We start from the raw sequence: 23650 nt of genomic DNA on the forward strand, positions 1-23650 counted from the left end.
CTCATGCATTCAACTCCTTGTGCAGCTCCTGCAGCGACCAGACGGGACCGGTGCCGCGGAATTCCAGTGAATCCACCAGCGCCTTGGCGCCGGCAATGGTGGTCGAGTAGGTGACGCGATGCTGCAGCGCCTCGCGACGGATCGAGAACGAGTCGTTGATCGCCGAACGACCTTCGGTCGTGTTGACGATGTAGACGATCTCGCCGTTCTTGATCGAGTCGACGATGTGCGGACGGCCTTCGACCACCTTGTTGATGATCTCGCAGTCCATGCCGTGCTGCTGCAGCCAGGCGGCGGTGCCACGGGTGGCGACCAGGCTGTAGCCACGCGCCAGCAGCGCCTTGGCCACCGGCAGCACGCGCTTCTTGTCCGGATCACGCACCGAGACGAAGGCCTTGCCAACCGGCGGGGCCTTGATGCCGCCGGCTTCCTGCGCCCGCGCGAAGGCGGCGTTGAAGGTGCGGCCCACGCCCATCACCTCACCGGTGGAGCGCATCTCCGGCCCGAGGATCGGGTCGACGCCCTGGAACTTGGCGAACGGGAAGATCGCTTCCTTCACCGAGTAGTAGTCCGGCACGATTTCCTTGGTCGCGCCCTGCTCGGCCAGCGTCTTGCCGGCCATGCAGCGGGCGGCGATCTTGGCCAGCGGCATGCCGGTGGCCTTGGACACGAACGGCACGGTGCGCGAGGCACGCGGGTTCACTTCCAGCAGGTAGATGGTGTCGGCACCCTCGTCGCTGGTCTGGATCGCGAACTGGGTGTTCATCAGGCCGACCACGTTCAGGGCCTTGGCCAGCTCCACCACCTGGCGGCGCAGCTCGGCCTGGGTTTCAGCCGACAGCGAGTACGGCGGCAGCGAGCACGAGGAATCGCCCGAGTGCACGCCGGCTTCTTCGATGTGCTCCATCACGCCACCGATCAGGACGTTGCCCTGGGCATCGGCAATGATGTCGACGTCGCACTCCACGGCGTTGTCGAGGAAGCGGTCCAGCAGCACCGGCGAATCGTTGGACACCTTCACCGCGTCGCGCACGTAGCGGGCCAGGTCGGCTTCGCCGTAGACGATTTCCATCGCACGGCCGCCCAGCACGTAGCTCGGGCGCACCACCAGCGGGTAGCCGATCTCGCGGGCCAGCAGCAGGGCTTCCTGGTCGTTGCGGGCGATGCGGTTCGGCGGCTGCTTCAGGCCCAGCGTGTCGACCAGCTGCTGGAAGCGCTCGCGGTCTTCGGCCAGGTCGATCGAGTCCGGGCTGGTGCCGATCACCGGCACGCCATTGGCTTCCAGCGCGCGCGCCAGCTTCAGCGGGGTCTGGCCGCCGTACTGCACGATCACGCCCTTCGGCTGTTCCAGTTCGACGATCTCCAGCACGTCTTCCAGGGTCAGCGGTTCGAAGTACAGGCGGTCGGAGGTGTCGTAGTCGGTCGACACGGTTTCCGGGTTGCAGTTGACCATGATGGTTTCATAGCCATCCTCGCGCAGCGCCAGTGCCGCGTGCACGCAGCAGTAGTCGAACTCGATGCCCTGGCCGATGCGGTTCGGGCCACCGCCCAGGATCATGATCTTGTCGCGGTTGCTCGGCGCGGCCTCGCACTCGTCCTCGTAGGTCGAGTACAGGTAGGCGGTGCCGGTGGAGAATTCACCGGCGCAGGAGTCCACGCGCTTGTAGACCGGGCGCACCTTGTGCGCACGACGCAGCGCGCGGATGGCGGCTTCATTGGTGCCGGTCAGCTGCGCCAGGCGCGCATCGGAGAAGCCAGCACGCTTCAGCTTGCGCAGGCGTGCGGCATCCAGCGCGTCGATGCCACCGGCCGCGACTTCGCCTTCTGCAGCGATGATTTCCTCGATCTGGTCCAGGAACCAGTGGTCGATGAACGACAGTGCGTAGATCTCTTCCACGCTCATGCCGGCGCGGAACGCGTCGGCGACGAAGAACAGGCGCTCCGGGCCCGGCGCCTTCAACTCGCGACGCAGGGTCTGCAGGTCGTCTTCGTTGGCCAGGTCCAGGCCGGTCGGGTCGAAGCCGACCTTGCCGGTTTCCAGGCCACGCAGGGCCTTCTGCACCGACTCCTGGAAGGTACGGCCCATCGCCATCACCTCGCCCACCGACTTCATCTGGGTGGTCAGGCGGGCGTCGGCGGCCGGGAACTTCTCGAAGGCGAAGCGCGGGATCTTGGTGACGACGTAATCGATGGACGGCTCGAACGAGGCCGGGGTCAGGCCGCCGGTGATCTCGTTCTTCAGTTCGTCCAGGGTGTAACCCACGGCCAGCTTGGCGGCGACCTTGGCGATCGGGAAGCCGGTGGCCTTGGAGGCCAGCGCCGAGGAACGCGACACGCGCGGGTTCATCTCGATGACGACCACGCGGCCGGTCTTCGGGTTGATGCCGAACTGCACGTTCGAGCCACCGGTATCGACGCCGATCTTGCGCAGCACGGCGATGGAGGCATCGCGCAGGCGCTGGTATTCCTTGTCGGTGAGGGTCTGCGCCGGCGCCACGGTGATCGAGTCACCGGTGTGCACGCCCATCGGGTCAAGGTTTTCGATCGAGCAGACGATGATGCAGTTGTCAGCGGTATCGCGGACCACTTCCATCTCGAATTCCTTCCAGCCCAGCACCGACTCTTCCACCAGCACCTCGGTGGTCGGCGACAGTTCCAGGCCGCGGCTGACGATCTCGACCAGCTCTTCGCGGTTGTAGGCGATGCCGCCACCGCTGCCGCCCAGGGTGAAGCTGGGGCGGATGATGGTCGGGTAGCCGACGCGGGTCTGGATCTCCAGCGCTTCGTCCAGGGTGTGGGCGACGGCGGCGGTCGGGCATTCCAGGCCGATCTCACCCATGGCCACGCGGAACAGCTCGCGGTCTTCGGCCATGCGGATCGCTTCGCGCTTGGCGCCGATCAGTTCGACGTTGTACTTCTCCAGCACGCCGTTGTCGGCCAGGTCCAGCGCGCAGTTCAGCGCGGTCTGGCCACCCATGGTCGGCAGCAGCGCATCGGGCTTTTCCTTGGCGATGATCTTCTCGACCGTCTGCCAGTTGATCGGCTCGATGTAGACGGCGTCGGCCATCTCCGGGTCGGTCATGATCGTGGCCGGGTTGCTGTTGACCAGCACCACGCGGTAACCCTCGTCACGCAGGGCCTTGCAGGCCTGGGCGCCGGAGTAGTCGAACTCGCAGGCCTGGCCGATGACGATCGGGCCAGCACCGATGATGAGGATGGTCTTGAGGTCAGTGCGCTTGGGCATTTTCTTCTCTAAGTCAGTACAGCGTGACAAGGGGGAGTGATCGCACGCTGTCGATCAGGAATCTTGATCCGCAGCGCCGCGCCGGGGGCAGCAGCGATGCGGGGTTTACGGTCCATCGCGACGCCACCGGGGGGCCGGCGGCGTACTGATCACGCCTTGGCCTGCTCCATCAGCACCACGAAGCGGTCGAACAGCGGACCGACATCGGTCGGGCCCGGCGACGCTTCCGGGTGGCCCTGGAACGAGAACGCCGGCACGTCGGTGCGGGCGACACCCTGGTTGGTGCCGTCGAACAGCGAACGGTGGGTCACGCGCAGGGTCGGCGGCAGGGTCGCTTCATCGATCGCGAAGCCGTGGTTCTGCGAGGTGATCATCACCCGGCCGCTGTCCAGGTCCTGCACCGGGTGATTGGCACCGTGGTGGCCATGGCCCATCTTCATGGTCTGCGCGCCCGAGGCCAGGCCCAGCAGCTGGTGGCCCAGGCAGATGCCGAAGGTCGGGATCTTCACATCGATGAAGGTCTTGATCGCTTCGATGGCGTAGTCACACGGCTCCGGGTCACCCGGGCCGTTGGACAGGAACACGCCGTCCGGCTTCAGGGCCAGCACTTCGGCGGCCGGGGTCTGCGCCGGTACCACGGTCACTTCGCAGCCACGCTCGGCCAGCATGCGCAGGATGTTGGTCTTCACGCCGAAGTCGTAGGCCACGACCTTGAACCGGGCCGGCACGCTGACGAAAGCGTTGGCATCCAGGTCCAGCTGGCCCTCGGTCCAGGTGTAGGTCTTCTCGGTAGTGACGACCTTGGCCAGATCCATGCCCTTCAGCCCCGGGAACTTGCGGGCGGCTTCCAGTGCCTTTTCCACGTCGATGTCGCCGGCCATCAGCGCACCGTTCTGCGCGCCCTTCTCGCGCAGGATGCGGGTCAGCTTGCGGGTGTCGATGCCGGCGATGGCGACCACGCCACGCTGGATCAGCCAGTCCTGCAGCGACACCTGGCTGCGCCAGTTGCTGGGGCGGCGCGGAACGTCGCGCACGATCAGGCCGGCCGACCACACCTTGGACGCTTCGTTGTCCTGGTCGGTCATGCCGGTGTTACCGATATGCGGATAGGTCAGCGTGACCATCTGCCGGGCGTAGGACGGGTCGGTCAGCACTTCCTGGTAGCCGGTCATGGCGGTGTTGAACACCACCTCACCGACGGACAGGCCGGGCGCGCCTACGGATTCGCCCTCGAATACGGTGCCGTCTTCGAGGACGAGGATTGCGGCTTGGGTCACGGGAATCTCACTTTGGCTACCGAGGGGGCTGCCGAAGTCACGCCTGCGCTTCACGGAAATCCGGTTGCAAAAAAGCGCGGACGTACGGTCTGGGACCGGTCCGGCTTTCGTGATTCGGCGAGTGCGAATTGTAGCGCTGCCGGGGCGCTCGCGCCAGCGGTTATCGCGCTTCATGAACAGGCGATTGCGCATTCATTTCAATCCGATGGCGTATGCGGGCCGGAGGCGGGGTCGGATCCATTTCCCGAATGGGAAAGGCTCTGACCCCAGGCGCCCTCGGATGGGGTCAGAGCCCTTTCCGCAGGAAAGGGATCCGACCCCAGGAATCAGCCCGCCCTACTGCAGCAGGTCCCGCACCCGGTAGCTGCCCGGCGCCCGCCCCTGCAGCTGGCGGGCGGCGAACAGGGCGCCGCGGGCAAAGATGTCGCGGTTGGTGGCCCGATGCACCAGCTCGATGCGCTCGCCCAGACCGGTGAACTGCACCATGTGCTCGCCCACGATGTCACCGGCACGCAGGCTGGCGTAGTGCGGCTCCGCCCCGCCCCGCTGCGCGGCCGCGCCCAGGGTCAGCGCGGTGCCCGATGGCGCATCCTTCTTCTGGGTGTGGTGCGATTCGACGATGTCGCAGTCCCAGCCGGCCAGCGCCTGCGCCGCGCGCTCCACCAGTTCGTCCAGTACCGCCACGCCCAGGCTGAAGTTCGAGGCCCACACCAGCGGGATCTTCGCCGCCGCGGCCTCCAACGCTTGCCGCTGCGTGCTGGAGATACCGGTGGTGCCCGACACCAGCCCCGCGCGGCGTTCCACGCACAACGCCAGCATCGGGTCGAAACCCTCCGGCAGGCTGAAGTCGATCGCCACATCGAACACCGGCGCGCCGGGCAGCTCACTGGCGCCGAAGAACGGCACGCCGTCGACCACGCGCTGTGCCGGCGCACGGCCGGTCACTGCGGCCACGATCTGCAGGGTTTCGGGATGTTCGGCGGCCAGCCGCAGCAGGGCCTGGCCCATGCGCCCGGAGGCGCCGTGAATGAGCAATCGCAGGGGAGTCTGGTTCATGCCTGCAGGCTAGCGGCAGCACGCCTGCTCCGGCAAGCGCCATCACTGCTACGCTGCATGCCCTTTCATGCAATGGATGGCAGCCCCTTCATGCAGATCAGCGAACAGCTGGTGCTGGTCACCGGCGCCGGCCGCGGCCTTGGCCAGCACATCGCCCGCGCGTTCGCGGCGCAGGGTGCGCGCGTCATCGTCAACTACCACCGCAGCGAAGGCCCCGCACGGGCGCTGGCCGCCGAGCTGGGCGGACAGGCGATCGCGCTGCCGGCCGACGTCACCGACCGCAGCCAGGTCGATGCAATGCTGCAGCACGCCCTGGCCCACTTCGGCCAGGGCGTCACCACCGTGGTCAACAACGCGCTCGCCGCGTTCTCGTTCAATGGTGATGCCCGCGACGGCGCCGCCGATATCGGCTGGTCGGCGTTCCAGGCGCAGTTCGAGGGCAGCGTGCGCGGCGCGCTGAACACCGTGCAGGCCGCCCTGCCCGGCATGCAGGCCCGCCGCTTCGGCCGCATCATCAACATCGGCACCAACCTGTTCCAGAACCCGGTCGTGCCCTACCACGACTACACCGCCGCCAAGGCCGCGCTACTGTCCCTCACGCGCACGCTGGCCGGCGACCTCGGCCCACATGGCATCACCGTGAACATGCTGTCCGGCGGCCTGCTGCGCACCACCGATGCCAGCGCTGCCACGCCGGAGGCAGTGTTCGACTACATCGCCGCCAACACGCCACTGCGCAGCGTTACCACGCCAGCAGAATTCGCCGATGCCGCGCTGTTCTTCGCCAGCCCCTGGTCGCGCGCGGTGACCGGGCAGAACCTGGTGGTCGATGGCGGGCTGGTGCGGGACTGAGCCAATGCGCATTTCCGAGGTCAGCCGCCTGACCGGCGCCAGCGCCAAGGCCATCCGCCTGTACGAGGCGCGCGGACTACTGCCGCCGGTGCCGCGGCTGAACCGCTATCGCGACTACGGCGAACAGGATGTGGCCTGGGTGCAGCTGATCCGCCAGGCGTTGGCGCTGGGCATCACCCTGGCCGCGATCTCCCGCCTGCAGGGCCGCGACGGACGGCTCGACTGGCCCGCGGTGCTGGCCCTGCTTGAGCAACAACGCAGCCGCATCGCCAGCGAGCGGGCACGGCTGGCGCAGGTCGAGCTCGACCTGCAGCAGGTCAGCGACGAACTGCGGCAGTGGCTGCACTCCGGCAGCGGTGACTGCATCCTGGAACCCAGCGGCTGCGCCGCTGGTGGTTGACTCTGCCCCAAGGGCATAGCCCAACCTCGCGCACTTTCCATTGCCCGAGGTTGCCGTGTCCCGTTCCATCCTGATCCTGCTCGGCCATCCCGACCGCGACAGCCTGTGCGGTGCCCTCGCCCAGCGCTACGCCACCGCCGCCGAGAATGCTGGCCATCGGGTGCGCCTGATCGCACTGGGCGAACTCGAGTTCGATCCGGTGCTGCGCCATGGCTACCGCCAGATCCAGCCGCTGGAAGCCGACCTGCAGGACACTGCGGATGCGATCGAGGCCTGCGACCATCTGGTGCTGGTCTATCCCACCTGGTGGGGCGCGATGCCGGCGCTGCTGAAGGGCTTCTTCGATCGCGTGCTGCTGCCGGGGTACGCCTTCCGCTACCGGCGCGATTCAGTCTGGTGGGACCGGCTGCTGGCCGGTCGCAGCGCACGGGTGATCACCACGCTGGATACGCCGCCCTGGTATTACCGCTGGATCTACCGCGACCCGGGCATCACCCAGATCCGCGCCACTATTCTGGAATTCTGCGGCATCCGCCCGGTGCGGGTCAGCCGACTCGGTGCGGTGCGCAGCAGCTCGCCGGAGCAACGCAACCGGTGGCTGGCGTTGGCAGCGGAGCTGGGCTCACGGGCCAACTAGCTGGAAGAGCGTGCGAACCAAGGTTCGCACCCACCTGGAGCGTTCGCACCCACCTGGAGCGCTCGTTGCGGGTGTCGCGTTTGCCAATTGACCGTCAGGCACTGCGCCTCAAGGCTGTGGGCCCTTGTTACGGCCCAGGCAAAGCCCATGAAATCCTCGACTGTCTTCAGCAAGTGCGCCAGGAAGACCGGCTTTGCCGGGACGTCGACGACCCGCTACCGCTTGCTGGACGCCGCGCTGCTTGTCGTGAATCACCAGCGCGCCAGCGAAAGCCGGGGCTTCTATGTGAATGCTGGACTCTACTTTCCGGAACTGCTCACGTATCCCCTCGCGCCTGACGATCTTGAAACGGCTTTCCGGTACCGCTCCAGCATCCCCACGCCCCATGTCGACTGGCGGATCGAAGAAACGCCGGGCCTGCGCCGGACCTTCATCCAGCAGGATCTTGAAGATCTGCTGGAGGCCGGTAACCGCGACGCGTTGAAGGCCCTGCTGCTCGATGCCCTGGCCGACGTGGCAGGTTTCGCGGCAGCCCATGGGAACAGGGAATCGGTGCGGCGATTGAACCGGGACGGGAACTTCCGGGCGATCATCCGCAGAGAGGTCTGAATCCCGAGAGCGTGCGAACCAAGGTTCGCACCCACAGGGCGAAGGCCCGCACCACCGGCCGAAGGTTCGCACCCACCGGCCGGCCGCCGTCGAGCATGGCTCGACGCTACTTCTTGGTCGGCCCGCAGCTGTCGCAACCGCCACAGGCACCACCACCGCCCGTTGCCGGCGGCGCGATCTTCCGCCCCAGCGCCTGCAGCCAGGCGGCGCGGCCCGGCTTCAACAGGGCCAACGCCAACGCACCGCGCAGCGTGCGCACGGTGCCCGGGAACTGCTTCTTCAGCACCACCCAGGCACTGACCAGCACAGCCACCGCGATGATCAGGTACTGGATCAGCAGGCCGGTATCCATCAGCCGCCTCCCAGCGCCCTGGTCACCTGGTAGGTGATCAGTGCGGCCACATAAGCCGCTGCGAACAGGTAGAACGCGGCAAAGCCCATCTGCTTCCACGAATTGGTCTCGCGCTTGATGGTGGCCAGCGTCGAGATGCACATCGGGGCGTAGATGTACCAGACCAGCAGCGACAGCGCGGTCGCCAGCGACCAGCCATCGCTGATCAGCGGGGTCAGCGCCTGGCTGGCGGCATCGTCATCGGCGGCCGACAGCGCATACACGGTGGCCAGCGACGACACCGCCACCTCGCGCGCGGCCAGGCCCGGGATCAGCGCGATGCAGATCTGCCAGTTGAAGCCCAGCGGCGCGAAGAACACCGCCATCGCATGGCCGATCTGGCCGGCGTAGCTGTAGTCGATGGCTGGCATCGTGGCGTCGGCCGGTGCCGCCGGGAACGACAGCAGCACCCACAGCAGGATGGTCAGCGCCAGGATGATGCCGCCGACGCGCTTGAGGAAGATCATGCCGCGCTCGTACAGCCCCACGGCCAGGTCGCGCACATGCGGCAGGCGGTACGACGGCAGCTCCAGCATCAGCGGGTGCTCGCTCTTGTCGCGACGCCACTTCTTCATGATCCACGACATCGCCAGCGCGCTGAGAATGCCCGCCGCATACAGGCCGAACAGCACCAGGCCCTGCTGGTTGAACACGCCCCACACCGTCTTCTGCGGAATGAACGCACCGATCAGCAGCGCGTACACCGGCAGGCGCGCCGAGCAGGTCATCAGCGGCGCCACCAGGATCGTGGCCAGGCGGTCACGCGGGTCCTGGATGCTGCGCGTGGACATGATGCCCGGCACCGCGCAGGCGAAGCTGGACAGCAGCGGGATGAACGAGCGGCCGGACAGGCCGGCGGCCGCCATCATGCGGTCGAGCAGGAACGCCGCACGCGGCAGGTAGCCGGACTCCTCCAGCACCAGGATGAAGAAGAACAGGATCAGGATCTGCGGCAGGAACACCACCACGCCGCCGACGCCTGCGATGATGCCGTCGGTCAGCAGGCTGGCCAGCGGGCCTTCCGGCAGCACGCTGCCAACAAAGGTGCCGAGCCAGGCGAAGCCAGCCTCGATGCCGTCCATCAGCGGCGTCGCCCAGGCGTACACCGCCTGGAAGATCAGGAACATGACCACCGCCAGGCTGACCAGGCCGAACACCGGGTGCAGCAGCCAGCGGTCCAGCGCGTCGTCGATCTTCGCGGTCCGTGCCGGCATGCGCACGGCGACCGACAGGATCCCGCGCACCTTGGCGTGGTAATCGATGCCACCTTCCGGGCCCGGCACCGGCGCATCCAGGTGCGGCACCATGGCGTCCAGGCGCTCGACCAGGGCCTTGGCGCCCTGCTTGCGCACCGCCACGGTCTCCACCACCGGCACGCCCAGCTCGCGTTCCAGCGCGGCCACATCCACCTGGATGCCGCGGCGCTGGGCCGCGTCGACCATGTTCAGGGCCACCACCATCGGCTTGCCCAGCTCGCGCAGTTCCAGCGCGAAGCGCAGGTGCAGGCGCAGGTTGGTGGCGTCGATCACGCACAGCAGCACGTCCGGCGCGGCCTCGCCCGGGTAGAAGCCCCGGCACAGGTCACGGGTGATCGCCTCGTCCAGGCTGGCCGGATGCAGGCTGTAGGCGCCCGGCAGGTCAAGCACGGCGAATTCACGGCCGGACGGCGCGCGCAGGCGGCCCTCCTTGCGCTCGACGGTGACGCCGGTGTAGTTGGCGACCTTCTGCCGGCTGCCGGTCAGCTGGTTGAACAGCGCGGTCTTGCCGCTGTTGGGGTTACCGACCAGCGCGATGCGCAGGGGGGCGGTGGCGGCGATTGCGGTCATGCACGTCGTTCCTGGCTGGCGGCGTCGACCACGACCCGCTTGGCTTCACTGATCCGCAGCGCGAACCGGGTGAACCCGACCTGCACCAGCAGCGGCTCGCCGCCCACCGGGCCCTTGGCCACCAGGCGCACTTCCTCGCCGTTCACGAAACCCAGCTCGCGCAGGCGCCGGGCAATGGCATCGTTGGCATGCAGGTCCTGCACGGACTCGACCACGGCCGAGGTGTGCAGCGGCAGTTCGGACAGCGTCATCTAGCGTGTTCTCTGCTGGATGTAAATGGTTCTCGATTCTAACATTCCCGCGTCGCGTCATGGCCCATGACCAATGGCCCGCTATGATCCATACAGGTATGGAGTGACCCTGGAATCCCATGAACGATGCTTTGCAGATCGAGCGCCGTGGCGCCGTCCTCACCCTCTGGCTGAACCGGCCGGAGCTGCACAACGCCTTTGACGCCAGCCTGATCGCCCGGCTGACCGCCGCGCTGGAAGCCGCCGGCCGCGATGATTCGGTCCGGGCCGTGGTGGTGGCCGGCCACGGCGCCTCCTTCTCGGCCGGTGCCGACATGCAGTGGATGCGCGGCATGGCGGCGGCCAGCGAGGCCGACAACCGCGAGGACTCGCTGGCACTGGCACGGCTGATGCGCACCCTGGACGAGTTGCCCAAGCCGACCCTGGCCCGGGTCCACGGCGCGGCCTTCGGTGGCGGCGTCGGCCTGGTTGCCTGCTGCGACATTGCCATCGCCAGCACCTCGGCCCGCTTCGGCCTGACCGAAAGCCGCCTTGGCCTGCTGCCGGCGGTGATCTCGCCTTACGTGATCGAGGCCATCGGCCCGCGCCAGGCGCGGCGCTGGTTCGCCACCGGCGAGCACTTCGACGCCGATACCGCACTGCGCATCGGCCTGGTCCACCAGCTGGTCGAGCCCGAGCGCCTGGACGAAGCGCTGGAGCGCCAGCTGGCCCTGCTCGACAAGGCCGGCCCGATCGCCTCGTCCACCGCCAAGCAGCTGGTCCGGCAGGTCCGCGACAGCCATGACCGCGACGCGCTGGATCGGGATAATGCCGCCCTGATCGCGCGCCTGCGGGTGTCCGCCGAGGGCCAGGAAGGCCTGGGCGCCTTCCTCGACAAGCGCGCCCCCCATTGGGTCACGGAAGCCTGAACATGCTCGATCATCTTGGTTTGACCAGCGCCGACCTGGCGCGCAGCAAGACCTTCTTCCTGCAGGCGCTGGCGCCGCTGCAGATCGGCGTGGTGATGGAAGTGAGCGCCGAACAGACCGGCGACCACGACCACATCGGCTTCGGCAGCGACGGCAAGCCGTTCTTCTGGCTCGGCAATGGCGGCACCGCCAGCCACGGCGTGCACGTGGCCTTCGCCTGCGCCAGCCGCGCGCAGGTGGACGCCTTCCACGCCGCCGCCCTCGCCGCCGGTGGCCGCGACAACGGCGCGCCGGGCCTGCGCCCGTGGTACCACCCGGATTACTACGCCGCCTTCGTGCTCGACCCGGACGGCAACAACATCGAAGCGGTCTGCCATCGCCCCATCGGCGAGGTGGCTGCATGAGCGACTACGTCCGCATCGTCGAGGTCGGCCCGCGTGACGGCCTTCAGAACGAAAAGCAGTCGGTGTCCACCGCCGACAAGATCGAACTGATCAACCGCCTGTCGGCCACCGGCCTGCGCAGCATCGAGGCGACCAGTTTCGTCAGCCCGAAGTGGATTCCGCAGCTGGCCGATGCCGCCGAGGTCTACGCCGGCATCCAGCGCCGGCCGGGCATCCACTACCCGGTACTGGTGCCGAACGAACAGGGCTACGACCGCGCCCGCGCGGTGGGCGTGGAGGAAGTGGCGGTGTTCACCGCTGCGTCCGAGGCCTTCAACCGCACCAACACCAATGCCGGCATCGACGAATCGCTGGCCCGGTTCGAGCCGATCCTGCGCCGCGCCGCCGCCGATGGCGTGCGCGTGCGCGGCTACGTCTCCACCGTGCTCGGCTGCCCCTACCAGGGCGAGGTGCCGCTGGCCGACGTGGTGCGGGTGGCGCGCGCGCTGCACCAGATGGGCTGTTACGAAATCTCGCTGGGCGACACCATCGGCGTCGGCACCCCACGCAAGGCACGGGCGATGCTGCAGGCGGTCGCTGCCGAGATCCCGATGGGAGCCTTGGCCGTGCACTTCCACGACACCTACGGCCAGGCCATCGCCAACATCGCCACCTGCCTGGAAGCAGGCGTGCGCGTGGTCGACAGTGCAGTCTCGGGCGCCGGTGGCTGCCCGTACGCGAAGGGGGCCAGCGGCAACGTCGCCAGCGAGGACGTGGTCTACCTGCTGCAGGGCCTGGGCCTGGACAGTGGCGTGGACCTGCCGGCACTGGCCGAGACCGGCCGCTGGCTGGCCGGCCTGCTCGGCCGCGCCACCGCCAGCCGCACCGGCCAGGCGCTCGCAGCGACCGGCTGAGCACCCCGCTGCGCCGCTCCCGCTCGGGCGGCGCAGCGCACAACGGCGACGGTCGCCGCTTCCGTTAGAATCGGCGGTTCTCGAACCTGCAGGACCGTTCAATGCAGCTGTCTTCCGTACGTGCCGTGATCACTGGCGGCGTCTCCGGCCTCGGCCTGGCCGTGGCCCAGCACCTCGTCGCCCAGGGCGGCAAGGTGGCTCTGTTCGACCTCAACGACGACAAGGGTGCAGCTGCCGTTGCCGGGCTGGGTGCCGACAAGGCCCGCTATTTCAATGTCAACGTCAGCGATGAGGCGGCCGTGGCTGCAGCCATCGACCAGGCCCACGATTTCCTCGGCGGCCTGAACGTGGCGATGAACTGCGCCGGCATCCTCGGCGCCGGTCGCGTGCTCGGCAAGGAAGGCCCGATGCCGCTGGCCGGCTTCCAGGGCACGGTGATGGTCAACCTGGTCGGCAGCTTCAACGTCGCCAAGGCCGCGGCCAACCGCATGCAGCACAACGACGCCGGCGAAGACGGCGAGCGCGGCGTGATCATCAACACCGCCAGCATCGCTGCCTATGAAGGACAGATCGGCCAGGCCGCGTATGCCGCCAGCAAGGGCGGCGTGGTGTCGATGACGCTGCCGATGGCGCGCGAACTGTCGCGCTTCGGCATCCGCGTCAATACGATTGCTCCTGGCGTGTTCTGGACGCCGATGGTCGATGGCATGCCCGAAGCCGTGCAGCAGTCGCTGGCCGCCTCGATCCCGTTCCCGTCGCGCCTGGGCAAGCCGGAAGACTTCGCCAGCCTGGTCGGCTTCATCCTCGGCAACACCTACCTCAACGGCGAGACCATCCGCCTGGACGGCGCTACCCGCCTCGCTCCGAAGTGATTCCCCCCCGGGCGCCGGGACGGCGCCCTCCCCCAACGACCTAGATCACCATGAAAGCCAACGACATCAAGAAGGGCAACGTCGTCGAGTACAACAACGGCGTGTACCAGATCCGCGACATCGAGCGCAGCTCGCCGCAGGGTCGCGGCGGCAACGTCCGCTTCCGCTTCATCATGTACAGCGTGCCGGGCGGCAACAAGCTCGACGCCAGCTTCGATGCCGACGACAACCTGGTCGAGGTCGAACTGCTGCGCCGCCAGTCCACCTATTCGTACAAGGACGGCGATGCCTTCGTGTTCCTCGATGACGAGGACTACACGCCCTACACCCTGGACGCGGACGTGATCGGCGACGACGCCGGCTACATCACCGACGGCCTGACCGGCATCTACGTGCAGGTGATCGACGAGCAGCCGGTGGCGATCCAGCTGCCGGCCTCGGTGGTGCTGGAAGTGATCGAGACCCCGCCGGAACTGAAGGGCGGCACTGCCACCAAGCGCCCGAAGCCGGCCAAGCTCAACACCGGCATCGAGATCATGGTGCCGGAGTACATCGTCAACGGCGAACGCGTGCTGGTGAACACCGCCACCGGCGAATTCGCTGGCCGTGCCGACTAAGCGCCTTGCGCTGATCGGCTGCCTGTCCCTGCTTGCGGCGTGCTCGCCGCAGACAGCGGGCAGCGCATCGGATGTACCGATCGTGTAGAGCCGAGCGTGGGCTCGGCTCTACAGAAGGCTTACGGCTGCTTCGCGCCGAAGTTGCCGCAGCCGTGGTACTGGCGGGTGCCGATGGTCAGGTTCACCTTGGCATCGAACGCCTCGCCGCTCATGTCGTCCTGGCAGGTGGTGCGCTGGAAGCTGAGCTTGACGTCGGTACCGTCGGACGCCTTGCCACTCCAACCGTCAGCACCTTCGGTGGGCGTGGCGACGTCGAAGCGACGCTCGCCATAGTCAACTTCCACCCGCAGGCCCGGCGCGTCGCCATCGACGACCGCCAACCAGCCCGGCTCGTTGCCCGTGGCGCGGAACGCGGCCGTGCCCGCGCTGCCATCGCCTTCGGTCGCTTCGACCGCATGGCACTCGCGGTCCGCCTCGCCCTTCAGGCTCAACAGGCCGTCATCGCTGCCCTTGGTCCAGAAGCTGTTGCCCTGGCCATCACCGTACCTGGCACCCGACGCCGCACGTTCGGAGGTCATGGCGAAGGTACGTTCGCCGATCACCACCGTGGCCGCATCCTCGCCATTGAAGGTCGCGCGCACGCCCAGATCACCACACTGGTACGTGGTCTCGCTGCCGGTACCGGCGCTGGTGCTGGCAGCCGGTTCGGGCGCCGCCGGCGGCGCGGCATCGGTGCCGCCCGCAGCGGGTGCCTGGGCCGGCTGGCACGCGGCCAGCACCAACCCGAGCGAGGCTGCCAACAGACTGGGAACTACACGCATGGCTCGACTCCTTGTCGACACTACAGAGACCTTCGACCCTACCACCTGCCGGTGAGCGCGGCCTGAAAGCGGCCTGACCGTACTCACGCGGCCAGTACCGCCATCGACAACAGCTGCGCACCGCTGCCGGCGGAACTGCAGGCCCAGACCCGCAGCAGGCGCAGCTTCACTTCACGCTCCCGGCCCTGCCGCGACACGGACAACCGCACGTCGCTGGACAGCAACGCCAGGCGGCCACACAGCAGCGCCTCCACCGCGTGCAGCTGCAGGCTTCGCACCTGCAGGCTGCCGGCCAGCCAATCGCCCAGCCATGGCAGATCGAGCATGCGGCCGCCGTGGCCTTCCATCATGAACAAGGCCGGCGATACCAGCGCGTTCAACGCATCGTGGTCATTTTCCAGCAGCGCAGCGCACAGGCGCTGCTCCAGCGCCATCAACTGCTGCTCATGCAGGTCTTCAACGATGTTCCGTTCCATCCACGGTTCCTCCCGGCATCGGCCGGCGCCTGCGCAGGCGCTGCGCGATCCACTGCCGCGCGCCCTGCACCACTACATAGAAGACCGGCACGAAGAACACCGCCAGCACGGTCGCACTGACCATGCCGCCGAACACACCGGTTCCAATCGCCTGCTGGGTTTCCTTCGACGCGCCCTGCGCCAGCATCAGCGGCACCACGCCCAGCGCGAATGCCAGCGAGGTCATCACGATCGGGCGCAGGCGCAGCCTGGCTGCCTCCAATGCCGCCTCGACCAGGCCGCGCCCCTGCTGCTGCAGCTGCCGCGCGAACTCGACAATGAGGATCGCGTTCTTCGCAGACAGCCCGATCACGGTGATCATGCCGACCTTGAAGAACACATCGTTGGGCATGCCACGCAACAGCACCGCGGCGACCGCACCGAGCAGGCCGAGTGGCACCACCAGCATCACCGCCAGCGGAATCGACCAGCTCTCGTACAGCGCCGCCAGCACCAGGAACACCACCAGCATCGACAACAACAGCAGCCACGGCGCCTGCGCCCCCGATTCACGCTCCTGCAGCGACTGGCTGGTCCACTGCAGGGCAAAACCGGACGGCAGCTTCCCGGCCAACCGCTCCATCTCCGCCATGGCCTGGCCGGTCGACACGCCGGAGGCCGGTGCGCCGGACAGATTCAACGCCGGGAAGCCCAGGTAGCGCTGCAGCTGCAGCGGCGCCTCGGTCCAGTGCGGGGTCACCAGTTCCGACAACGCCACCATGCCGCCCTCGCTGTTGCGCACGTACAGATTCAGCACGTCCTCCAGTTCCATGCGATGCGGCGCGTCGGCCTGCAGGATCACCTGCTGCAACCGGCCCTTGTTGAGGAAATCATTGACGTACTGCGAGCCCATCGCCGCTGACAGCGTGCTGCTGATGTGCTCGAAGCCCACGCCCATCGCCTCGGCCTTGGCGCGATCAATGTCCAGCCGCACGCTGATACCTGCCGGCAGGCCATCGGCATGCACCTCCGACAGCAGCGGACTGGCCTCGGCCAGCTTCAGCAGCTGCTGCAGGGCCGCGCGCAGCTCGGCCTGGCTCTGCCCGGTACGCGCCTGCAGGGCCAGCGAGAACCCGGACGAACGGCCCAGGCTGTCGATCGCCGGCGGCATCACGCTCATCACCTCACCCTCGGCAACCGTGGCCATCGCCTGCTGCGCGGCCTCCACCTCGCCGGCCGCGGTGGCGCCAGCACGCTCACCCCAGTCCTTCAGCATGGTGTAGGTCAGCGCCGCGCTCGGGCCGGAACCGGAGAAGCTGTAACCGAGGATCGACTGGTTGGAGCCGATGCCCGGGCGCGAGGCCACGTGCCGTTCGTAGGCTTCGACCACCGCCAGCGTGCGTTCGGCGGTGGCTTCGGCCGGCAGCTGGATCGAGGTCATGAAATAGCCCTGGTCCTCTTCCGGCAGGAACGCGCCCGGCAGCCAGTGAAGGCCCAGCAGCAGCGCCGCCACCAGCGCGGCGAACACGCCCATCACCCGGCCGCTTCGCTGCAGCACGGAGGCCACGCCACGCTGGTAGCGCCCGGTCAACGCCTCGAAGCCACGATTGAAGGCGCCGAACAGCCCGCCACGACCATGATGGCCGTGGGTGTTCGGGCGCAGCAGGGTCGCGCACAGCGCCGGTGTCAGGCTCAGTGCCAGCAGCGCCGAGAACAGGATCGACACCGCCATCGCCACGGTGAACTGGCGGTAGATCGCGCCCACCGAGCCGCTGGCCAAGGCCATCGGAATGAACACCGCGGTCAGCACCAGGGTGATGCCGATCACCGCGCCGGTCAGCTCGCGCATCGCCTTGATGGTCGCCTCGCGCGGCGGCAGGCCCTCCTCGGCCATGATCCGCTCCACGCCCTCGACCACCACGATCGCGTCGTCGACGATGATGCCGATCGCCAGCACCATGCCGAACATGGTCAGCACGTTGATCGAGAAGCCCAGTGCCAGCATCACCGCGAAGGTACCGAGCAGCGCGATCGGTGCAACCAGCGCCGGAATCAGCGTGTAGCGCCAGTTCTGCAGGAACAGGTACATCACCGCGAACACCAGCAGCATCGCCTCCAGCAGCGTCTGCACCACCTTCTGGATCGAGATCTTCACGAACGGCGCGGTGTCGAACGGGATGCTCGCCTCCACGCCGCGCGGCAACAGCGGCGCCAGCTCGGCCATGCGCTCACGGACCGCCGACGCCGTGCGCACCGCATTCGCGCCCGGCCGCAGCTGCACCCCGGCGGCGGTGGCCGGATGGCCGTCCTCGCGGGTGCCCCAGGCATAGCTCTGCGCGCCCAGTTCGACGCGGGCGACATCACCCAGCACCACCCGTGAACCGTCGGCCCCGGCGCGCAGTACGATCGCCGCGAACTGTTCCGGCGTGGACAACTGGCCGTCGGCGCTGAGCGGCACGGTGATGCGCTGGCCTGGAACACCCGGCGAATCACCGATGCGCCCCGGCGAGATCTCCAGGTTCTGCTGCTCGATGGCAGTGGCCACATCGCCCATGGTCAGGCCGTACCCGGTCAACCGGGTCGGGTCCAGCCACACGCGCATCGCCTGCTCGGCACCGAACAACTGCACGCGACCGACGCCATCGATGCGGCGCAGCTCTTCGATGATGTTGCGCGCCATGAAATCGCCCAGCGCGGCCTCGCTGACGCTGGCATCCGGCGAACGCAGGCCGACCAGCATCAGGAAGCCGGAATCGGCGGCCTCCACGAACAGGCCGTTCTGCCGCACGCTGCGCGGAAGGCGCGGCTCGATCGCCTTGATCCGGTTCTGCACGTCCACCTGCGCCAGTTCCGGATTGGTGCCGGGCTTGAAGGTGGCGGTGATCGAGGCTTCGCCGGAGGTGTCCACCGACGATTCGAAGTACAGCAGGTGCTTGACGCTGGACAGCTCGCGCTCGATCAGGCCGACCACCGCATCGTTCAACGTCTGCGGGCTCGCACCCGGGTAGCTGGCATAGATGCTGACGCTGGGCGGCGCGACCGCCGGATAGCGCTCCACGGCCAGGCGCGGAATCGCCAGCGCGCCGGCCAGGATGATGAAGATCGCCAGCACCCAGGCGAACACCGGGCGATCGATGAAGAAACGTGCCATGTTGGATTTTCCTGGAGGGGCTGTCCCGGTAAAGGCTCAGCCCTTGCTGCCGGCCTGCACCGCACCGGCGCTGGCGACCGGCTTCTGCCAGTCGCGCGCATCGACCACCACGCCTTCCTGCAGGCGCTCCTGGCCCTCGACCACCACTTTCTCGCCGGCCTTCAGGCCCGCGCGCACCAGCCACTGGCGATCGACGCTGCCGTCCACCTCCAGCGTGCGGATCACCGCCCTGCCGTCGGCGCCGATCACCCAGGCATAGGCCTGGCCACCGGCGCTGCGCAGCACCGCCTGCTGTGGCACGGTCAACGCGCTGGCCGGGGCACCCCGCGGCACCCTCGCGCGCACATACATGCCGGGCAGCAGCTGCCGCCGCGGGTTGTCCACCAGGATGCGCAGGATCACATCACCCGTCCGTGCATCGACATTGATACCGGAGAACAGCAGCTGGCCACGCTCGGGCAGCGGCTTGCCGGCGGCACCGATGATGGTCACCGGCAGCTTGTCGCCGCCGGCCGCACTGCGCTGCAGCGACTCCAGCTGCGCCGCCGGCTGGCGCACATCCACGTAGACCTGGTCGATCTGCTGTACCACGGCCATCGGCTCGGCATCGGCCACGCCGACCAGCGCACCTTCGGTCACCAATGCCTGATCGATACGACCGGCAATCGGTGCGCTGACCGTGGCATAGCGCAGGTCGAGCTGGCGACGGGACAGGATCGCGCGCGCTTCATTCACTGCCGCGCGTGCCTGCTCGTACTCGGCGCTGGCGTCGTCCCGATGCTGCTGGCTGACCGCCTGCGCGGCAGCCAGGGCGTGCAGGCGCTGCGACTGCACGCGACTGCGGCCCAACGCCGCCTCACTGCGCTGCAGTGCGGCCAGCGCCGAATCGACGTCGGCCCGGAACGCTGCCGGGTCAATCTGGAACAAGGCCTGGCCTGCCCTGACTTCCGCCCCCTGGTCGAACAGGCGCCGCTGCACGATGCCGCCCACCTGTGCGCGGATCTGCGCGGTGCGCACCGCCGCGACGCGGCCTGGCAGTTCGTCGTCACGTTGCACCGCCTGCGGGCCGACGCTGATCACGCTGACGCGCGGCGCCGCCTCGGGGGTGGCTTCGGGAGTGGAGCAGGCCGTCATGGCCAAGGCGAGGGCCGCGATCAACGCGACCGGAGTCCTGAAGGTTCTCATTGCTGTGCACAATGCCGCGCAGGCGGCGGATACGTTCTGAAGCGCGCAGTCTGCGTGGCGATGATGGGGTTTCGATGGAGGAACTGTGGAGATACGATGGAGGCAAGCACCTTACGGCCCCGCCCCTGCATGCATGCCTCCCCTGCCCTCGCCGCCCTCGTCCTGATCGTCGAGGATGAGGCCGAGATCGCCGACATCCTTACTGCCTACCTGGAACGCGAAGGACTGCGCACGCTGCGCGCCGCCGATGGCCACAGCGCACTGGACCTGCACCGCAGCGCCCGGCCCGACCTGGTCCTGCTCGATGTGCAGCTGCCGCGCCTGGACGGCTGGAGCGTGCTGACCCAGCTGCGCCAGCGCGGCGAGACGCCGGTGATCATGCTGACCGCACTGGACCAGGACCTGGACAAGCTGACCGCGCTGCGGATGGGCGCTGATGACTACGTGGTCAAGCCCTTCAACCCGGCCGAGGTGGCCGCGCGCGTGCGCGCCGTACTGCGGCGCACGCTGCGCGCCGCGCGCGTGGACGCACCCACCGCGTTGCGTGTCGGCCCGCTGCTGATCGACTCGGCCACCCACGCGGTGCACGTGGAGGGCGAAGGCTACAGCCACGAAGTGCTGCTCACCCTCACCGAGTTCAAGCTGCTGCACTGCATGGCGCTGGCGCCGACGCGCATCTTCAGCCGCAGCGAGCTGATGCACGAATGCCTGCCGGAAAGCGAAGCACTGGAGCGCACCGTCGACAGCCATGTCAGCAAGCTGCGCCGCAAGCTGGATGAAGTGGGCATGGTCAACGTCCCAGCCAGCGTGCGTGGCGTCGGCTACCGGCTGATGGCCGATCGCTGATGCCCTCCCTGCGCCGCTCCGGGCTGAGCCGCCACATCATCGTTTCGATGTCGCTGATGGTGATCGGCGTCATCGTGATGATGATCCTGTCATCGTGGCTGCTGTACGCGGTGCTGGTCGAGTTCTTCCCCGGCAGTGCCGAGGAGCCGGAAAGCTGGCTGCCGACCGGCCCGGAACTGGCATGGATGGTGGGCGTGATCCTGACCGGGCTGGCGCTGGCCATCGCCGCCTCGTTCCGCCTCGCCCACCGCATCCTGTCGCCGCTGAATTCGCTGGTGGACAGCGTGCGTGCGCTCGCGGGCGGCGACCTGGGTGCACGCGCCAGCGTCGAGGAAAATTCGCCGGGCGAAGTGGCGACCCTGGTCGAGGACTTCAATGCGATGGCGCGCCGCCTGCAGCACGTGGAGAGCGAGCGCGCGATGTGGCACGCGGCCATCGCCCATGAGCTGCGCACGCCGGTGACGATCCTGCGTGGCCGCCTGCAGGGGCTGGCAGAGGGTGTGTTCCAGCCAGACGAGTCGCAGTTCCGCAGCCTGCTGGCCCAGGTCGAAGGGCTGTCACGGCTGATCGAGGACCTGCGCGTGCTGAGCCTGTCCGACAACGCGCGGCTGGACGTGCGTCGCGCGCGCACCGACGTGGTGGCCGAGGTGCATTCGGTGATGACCCTGGTCGATCCACAGTTCCGCGCCGCCGGCTTCGTGCTGGAGCTGGAAACCAGCCGCGAGGAACACAACGCGCACTGCGACCCGACCCGCCTGCGCCAGGCATTGCTGGCGCTGCTGGAGAACGCGCGGCGCTATGCCAGCCCGGGCAAGGTGCGGATTGCAGTGCATGACACGCCCGGCCACGTGCAGGTGGCGATCGAAGACGAGGGTCCGGGCATCGACCCGGAACTGCACGCGGATATCTTCACCCCGTTCATGCGTGGCGACGGTTCGCGTTCGCGACAGGGCGGCGGCAGCGGGCTCGGCCTGGCGGTGGTCAAGGCCATCGCCGACGCGCACGGTGGCCGCGTCTACTGCATCCCGGGCAGCGCCGGCGGCAGCCGCTTCGTCATCGAACTGCCGCGCCAGTAGCCGGGCGGGCTGCCTGCGTACGCAGGTGTGCACCGAGTGCGGCCAGATTGGCGTCGATCGCATCCATTTCCTCGCGCTGGCGGATCGGCAGCTGCTGGCGCAGCTGGCCGCGCAATGCCTGCCACGCCGGGACCGCCTGCGCACTGGCAGTGGCCACGGCTGCGGACAGCAGCGCCTGCTCGTCGCCCAGCGGCAATCCATAGCCGTCATCCTGCAGCAGCGTCCCCGGGCGCAGCCACTGCCCGCTCTGCTCCAGCAACCCGCGCAGGCTGCGCGTTTCAGCGCTGTCCGGTGCGGCCAGCAGCTGCCGCTTGAGCACATCGCGTGCGCGCAGCTCGGCGCGCCGCTGCGCGGCCTGTTCCAGCAGCAACAGGCCGGCACTGGCACGCAGGTCACCCTGCAGCAGCCACGGTGCGCGTTGCTGTGCAGACAGCTTCAACCAGCCGCGCACATCACGAGCGGGCAAGGCCAGCTGGGCCGCGGCCACTGCGAACAACTGCTGGTAGTGGTCGCGCGCCGAGGCGAAGTAGTAGCCCTGCGCCTGCGCTGCAGTGCGGTCCGCCAGTACCCTCTCGTCGAGCACATCCAGCCGCACCAGTCGCCGCTTCAGGCCGCGCGGACTCAGTTGGGCCAGGCCCGCCTCGCCAAGACGCGGCACCCCGGCCTGCAGCAGCTTGGCGGTTTCCACCGCGCAGTTGTTGCTGACGAAGTAATAGCGCCCGTCATAGCTCCAGTGCACCTGCGCGGTGCGCTCGAGCAGGCTGGCGATTTCGCTGCGGCCCAGCTGCAGCGGCAGCGACTGCAGCCCGCGCAGCTCGACCTTGGTGTACTCGTCCACCACCTGCTGCAGGGGCAGCACGAACAGCCGCGACGGATAGCCGCCGGTCAGGCCACGCCAGTTGGATATCTGCACGTCGCCCACGAACGCGCGGAACGACAGCACGCGGTGGTACTCCAGGTCCAGGCGGCAGTCCGGCCCAGGTACGCGGCCCGGCTTGCAGACCACCAGCCGCAGCATGCTGTGGCCCCAGCGACTCATCGGCTGCGCACTGCCTTCGGCGAACAGGTAGTCCACCGCGTAGACGCGCGCCGGGTCGAGCTGCAGCAGCGATGCAGCGCCCTCCTCCGATTCGGCCTGCAGCAGGGGCAGCGTCGTGGCGCACCGCGGCCGTGGCAGCGACGGTGGTGTTCCGAAATGCGCCTGGTACCACTGCGCCAACGCGGGCCGCCGGCAGGCGAACTCGCCGTCGAGGACGAAATGCTCGGCATTCACGGCCAGGTACTCGGCCGGGTTCGCCAGTTCATAGACATCCGGGCTGCGATCACGGAAATCGTTGTCGCCCCGGCCGAGGTGCCAGGGCCTGCGCTGCCAGCCCGCAAGGTCACGCCATCGCACGCTCTGCGACCAGTTCGCACCGCCACGGTCGGCGACGTGGGTCAGTTCATGCACCAGCGCACTGCGGCGCGCACGGCGGTTGCCGGGCATGCCGTCATCCAGCAGGGTGCGGCGCAACGTAATGCGGCCGGCGAAAGCGCGCCCGTGCACCTCGGCGGGAAGGTCATCACTCCAGCGCACCTGCACCTGAGCCGGCAAAGCGCGCAGCAGGCCTTCCGGCAGCAGGGACTGCACGTCGGCCAGGGTCTGGCTGGCGAGCTGCTGCTGCGCCGGATCGAGACCGGAGGGATCGAGCTGCAGCCGATCAGCCGCGTGGACGGAAGGGATGAGCAGCCATGCCAATGCGGCGATCCACCCGCACCGCCCGCTGTGCTTCCGTAGAGCCGAGCCTTGCTCGGCTGCTGTTGCGATCCGGGTGCGCCGGGCATCCAGCCGGGCATGGCTCGGCTCTGCAGAAAGCGATGACGCCGAGGTCATGCAGCC

At 68.2% G+C, this 23650-nt stretch carries 22 protein-coding genes; 11 read left to right on the forward strand and 11 right to left on the reverse strand.

All coding sequences use genetic code 11. The annotated features are described in order from the left end of the window. Nucleotide 1: 1 nt before the first annotated feature. From carB to ACUVWL_RS07510, 3 genes are all read right to left on the reverse strand, one after another. Nucleotides 2–3244 carry a carbamoyl-phosphate synthase large subunit gene (gene carB / locus ACUVWL_RS07500; RefSeq protein WP_014646994.1) on the reverse strand — a complete coding sequence of 1081 codons (3243 nt, stop codon included), beginning with the start codon at nucleotides 3242–3244 and terminating at the stop codon, nucleotides 2–4. 149 nt (nucleotides 3245–3393) lie between these two features. Further along, nucleotides 3394–4521 carry a glutamine-hydrolyzing carbamoyl-phosphate synthase small subunit gene (gene carA, locus ACUVWL_RS07505; protein ID WP_014646993.1) on the reverse strand — a complete coding sequence of 376 codons (1128 nt, stop codon included), beginning with the start codon at nucleotides 4519–4521 and terminating at the stop codon, nucleotides 3394–3396. A gap of 336 nt (nucleotides 4522–4857) precedes the next feature. Further along, nucleotides 4858–5529 (reverse strand): 4-hydroxy-tetrahydrodipicolinate reductase, encoded by a 672-nt coding sequence (locus tag ACUVWL_RS07510; RefSeq protein ID WP_445979163.1) that lies wholly within the window; start codon nucleotides 5527–5529, stop codon nucleotides 4858–4860. Nucleotides 5530–5667: 138 nt separating this feature from the next. Here ACUVWL_RS07510 and ACUVWL_RS07515 point away from each other — a divergent pair, with 138 nt between their 5' ends. The 4 genes from ACUVWL_RS07515 (at nucleotide 5668) to ACUVWL_RS07530 (ending at nucleotide 8075) form a co-directional block, all read left to right on the forward strand. Then, entirely contained in the window at nucleotides 5668–6429 is a 762-nt protein-coding gene (locus ACUVWL_RS07515; protein WP_414611750.1) for a 3-oxoacyl-ACP reductase, read from the forward strand. Nucleotides 6430–6433: 4 nt separating this feature from the next. Beyond that, nucleotides 6434–6829 (forward strand): MerR family transcriptional regulator, encoded by a 396-nt coding sequence (locus ACUVWL_RS07520; protein ID WP_445978993.1) that lies wholly within the window; start codon nucleotides 6434–6436, stop codon nucleotides 6827–6829. A 55-nt stretch (nucleotides 6830–6884) separates the two neighbouring features. Beyond that, a complete protein-coding gene (locus ACUVWL_RS07525) occupies nucleotides 6885–7466 on the forward strand; it encodes an NAD(P)H-dependent oxidoreductase (protein WP_049408776.1) in 582 nt (193 codons plus the stop codon). 147 nt (nucleotides 7467–7613) lie between these two features. Further along, nucleotides 7614–8075, forward strand: coding sequence for a DUF4304 domain-containing protein (locus tag ACUVWL_RS07530; RefSeq protein WP_142234665.1), 462 nt, complete (start codon nucleotides 7614–7616; stop codon nucleotides 8073–8075). Between the two features lie 106 nt (nucleotides 8076–8181). Here ACUVWL_RS07530 and ACUVWL_RS07535 read toward each other — a convergent pair whose 3' ends face one another. From ACUVWL_RS07535 to ACUVWL_RS07545, 3 genes are read right to left on the reverse strand one after another with little or no spacing between them, the layout of a single operon-like run. Then, nucleotides 8182–8427: a DUF6587 family protein gene (locus ACUVWL_RS07535; RefSeq protein WP_032959473.1), complete on the reverse strand. Its 246-nt coding sequence runs from the start codon at nucleotides 8425–8427 to the stop codon at nucleotides 8182–8184. Continuing rightward, nucleotides 8427–10292: a ferrous iron transporter B gene (feoB, locus tag ACUVWL_RS07540; protein ID WP_032959475.1), complete on the reverse strand. Its 1866-nt coding sequence runs from the start codon at nucleotides 10290–10292 to the stop codon at nucleotides 8427–8429. The genes ACUVWL_RS07535 and feoB overlap by 1 nt, the downstream gene beginning before the upstream one ends. After that, nucleotides 10289–10543, reverse strand: a complete 255-nt coding sequence (locus ACUVWL_RS07545; RefSeq protein WP_005416370.1) for a FeoA family protein — start codon at nucleotides 10541–10543, stop codon at nucleotides 10289–10291. Before ACUVWL_RS07545 ends, feoB begins: the two co-directional genes overlap by 4 nt. Before the next feature lie 119 nt (nucleotides 10544–10662). Here ACUVWL_RS07545 and ACUVWL_RS07550 point away from each other — a divergent pair, with 119 nt between their 5' ends. The 5 genes from ACUVWL_RS07550 (at nucleotide 10663) to yeiP (ending at nucleotide 14237) form a co-directional block, all read left to right on the forward strand. Then, entirely contained in the window at nucleotides 10663–11451 is a 789-nt protein-coding gene (locus tag ACUVWL_RS07550; protein WP_014037048.1) for an enoyl-CoA hydratase/isomerase family protein, read from the forward strand. Nucleotides 11452–11453: 2 nt separating this feature from the next. After that, on the forward strand, nucleotides 11454–11855 hold the full coding sequence (locus ACUVWL_RS07555) for a VOC family protein (protein WP_014646985.1): 402 nt from the start codon (nucleotides 11454–11456) through the stop codon (nucleotides 11853–11855). Beyond that, nucleotides 11852–12748: a hydroxymethylglutaryl-CoA lyase gene (locus tag ACUVWL_RS07560; RefSeq protein ID WP_329768620.1), complete on the forward strand. Its 897-nt coding sequence runs from the start codon at nucleotides 11852–11854 to the stop codon at nucleotides 12746–12748. The genes ACUVWL_RS07555 and ACUVWL_RS07560 overlap by 4 nt, the downstream gene beginning before the upstream one ends. Before the next feature lie 101 nt (nucleotides 12749–12849). Next, nucleotides 12850–13620 (forward strand): SDR family oxidoreductase, encoded by a 771-nt coding sequence (locus tag ACUVWL_RS07565; protein ID WP_014646983.1) that lies wholly within the window; start codon nucleotides 12850–12852, stop codon nucleotides 13618–13620. Nucleotides 13621–13670: 50 nt separating this feature from the next. Further along, complete coding sequence (yeiP, locus tag ACUVWL_RS07570; protein WP_005409468.1) at nucleotides 13671–14237, forward strand: elongation factor P-like protein YeiP; 567 nt, start codon at nucleotides 13671–13673, stop codon at nucleotides 14235–14237. Nucleotides 14238–14356: 119 nt separating this feature from the next. Here the strand turns inward: yeiP and ACUVWL_RS07575 are convergent, their stop codons facing one another. The 4 genes from ACUVWL_RS07575 to ACUVWL_RS07590 all read right to left on the reverse strand — a co-directional run bounded on the left by ACUVWL_RS07575 (nucleotide 14357) and on the right by ACUVWL_RS07590 (nucleotide 19849). Next, a complete protein-coding gene (locus tag ACUVWL_RS07575; protein ID WP_445978994.1) occupies nucleotides 14357–15058 on the reverse strand; it encodes a COG3650 family protein in 702 nt (233 codons plus the stop codon). Nucleotides 15059–15141: 83 nt separating this feature from the next. Beyond that, nucleotides 15142–15534 carry a nuclear transport factor 2 family protein gene (locus ACUVWL_RS07580; RefSeq protein ID WP_445978995.1) on the reverse strand — a complete coding sequence of 131 codons (393 nt, stop codon included), beginning with the start codon at nucleotides 15532–15534 and terminating at the stop codon, nucleotides 15142–15144. Continuing rightward, nucleotides 15515–18664, reverse strand: a complete 3150-nt coding sequence (locus ACUVWL_RS07585) for a multidrug efflux RND transporter permease subunit (protein WP_445978996.1) — start codon at nucleotides 18662–18664, stop codon at nucleotides 15515–15517. The genes ACUVWL_RS07580 and ACUVWL_RS07585 overlap by 20 nt, the downstream gene beginning before the upstream one ends. A 36-nt stretch (nucleotides 18665–18700) precedes the next feature. Continuing rightward, nucleotides 18701–19849: an efflux RND transporter periplasmic adaptor subunit gene (locus ACUVWL_RS07590; RefSeq protein ID WP_445978997.1), complete on the reverse strand. Its 1149-nt coding sequence runs from the start codon at nucleotides 19847–19849 to the stop codon at nucleotides 18701–18703. Nucleotides 19850–19978: 129 nt separating this feature from the next. On the opposite strand from ACUVWL_RS07590, the gene ACUVWL_RS07595 reads away from it, so the two are divergent. After that, nucleotides 19979–20695: a response regulator gene (locus ACUVWL_RS07595; protein WP_172617733.1), complete on the forward strand. Its 717-nt coding sequence runs from the start codon at nucleotides 19979–19981 to the stop codon at nucleotides 20693–20695. After that, nucleotides 20695–21771: an ATP-binding protein gene (locus tag ACUVWL_RS07600; protein ID WP_445978998.1), complete on the forward strand. Its 1077-nt coding sequence runs from the start codon at nucleotides 20695–20697 to the stop codon at nucleotides 21769–21771. Before ACUVWL_RS07595 ends, ACUVWL_RS07600 begins: the two co-directional genes overlap by 1 nt. On the opposite strand, the gene ACUVWL_RS07605 is transcribed toward ACUVWL_RS07600, so the two are convergent. After that, complete coding sequence (locus ACUVWL_RS07605; RefSeq protein ID WP_445978999.1) at nucleotides 21749–23644, reverse strand: DUF7844 domain-containing protein; 1896 nt, start codon at nucleotides 23642–23644, stop codon at nucleotides 21749–21751. The two genes, ACUVWL_RS07600 and ACUVWL_RS07605, sit on opposite strands and share 23 nt — an antisense overlap. Between the last annotated feature and the right edge of the window lie 6 nt (nucleotides 23645–23650).

It is taken from the genome of Stenotrophomonas muris (assembly GCF_052751275.1).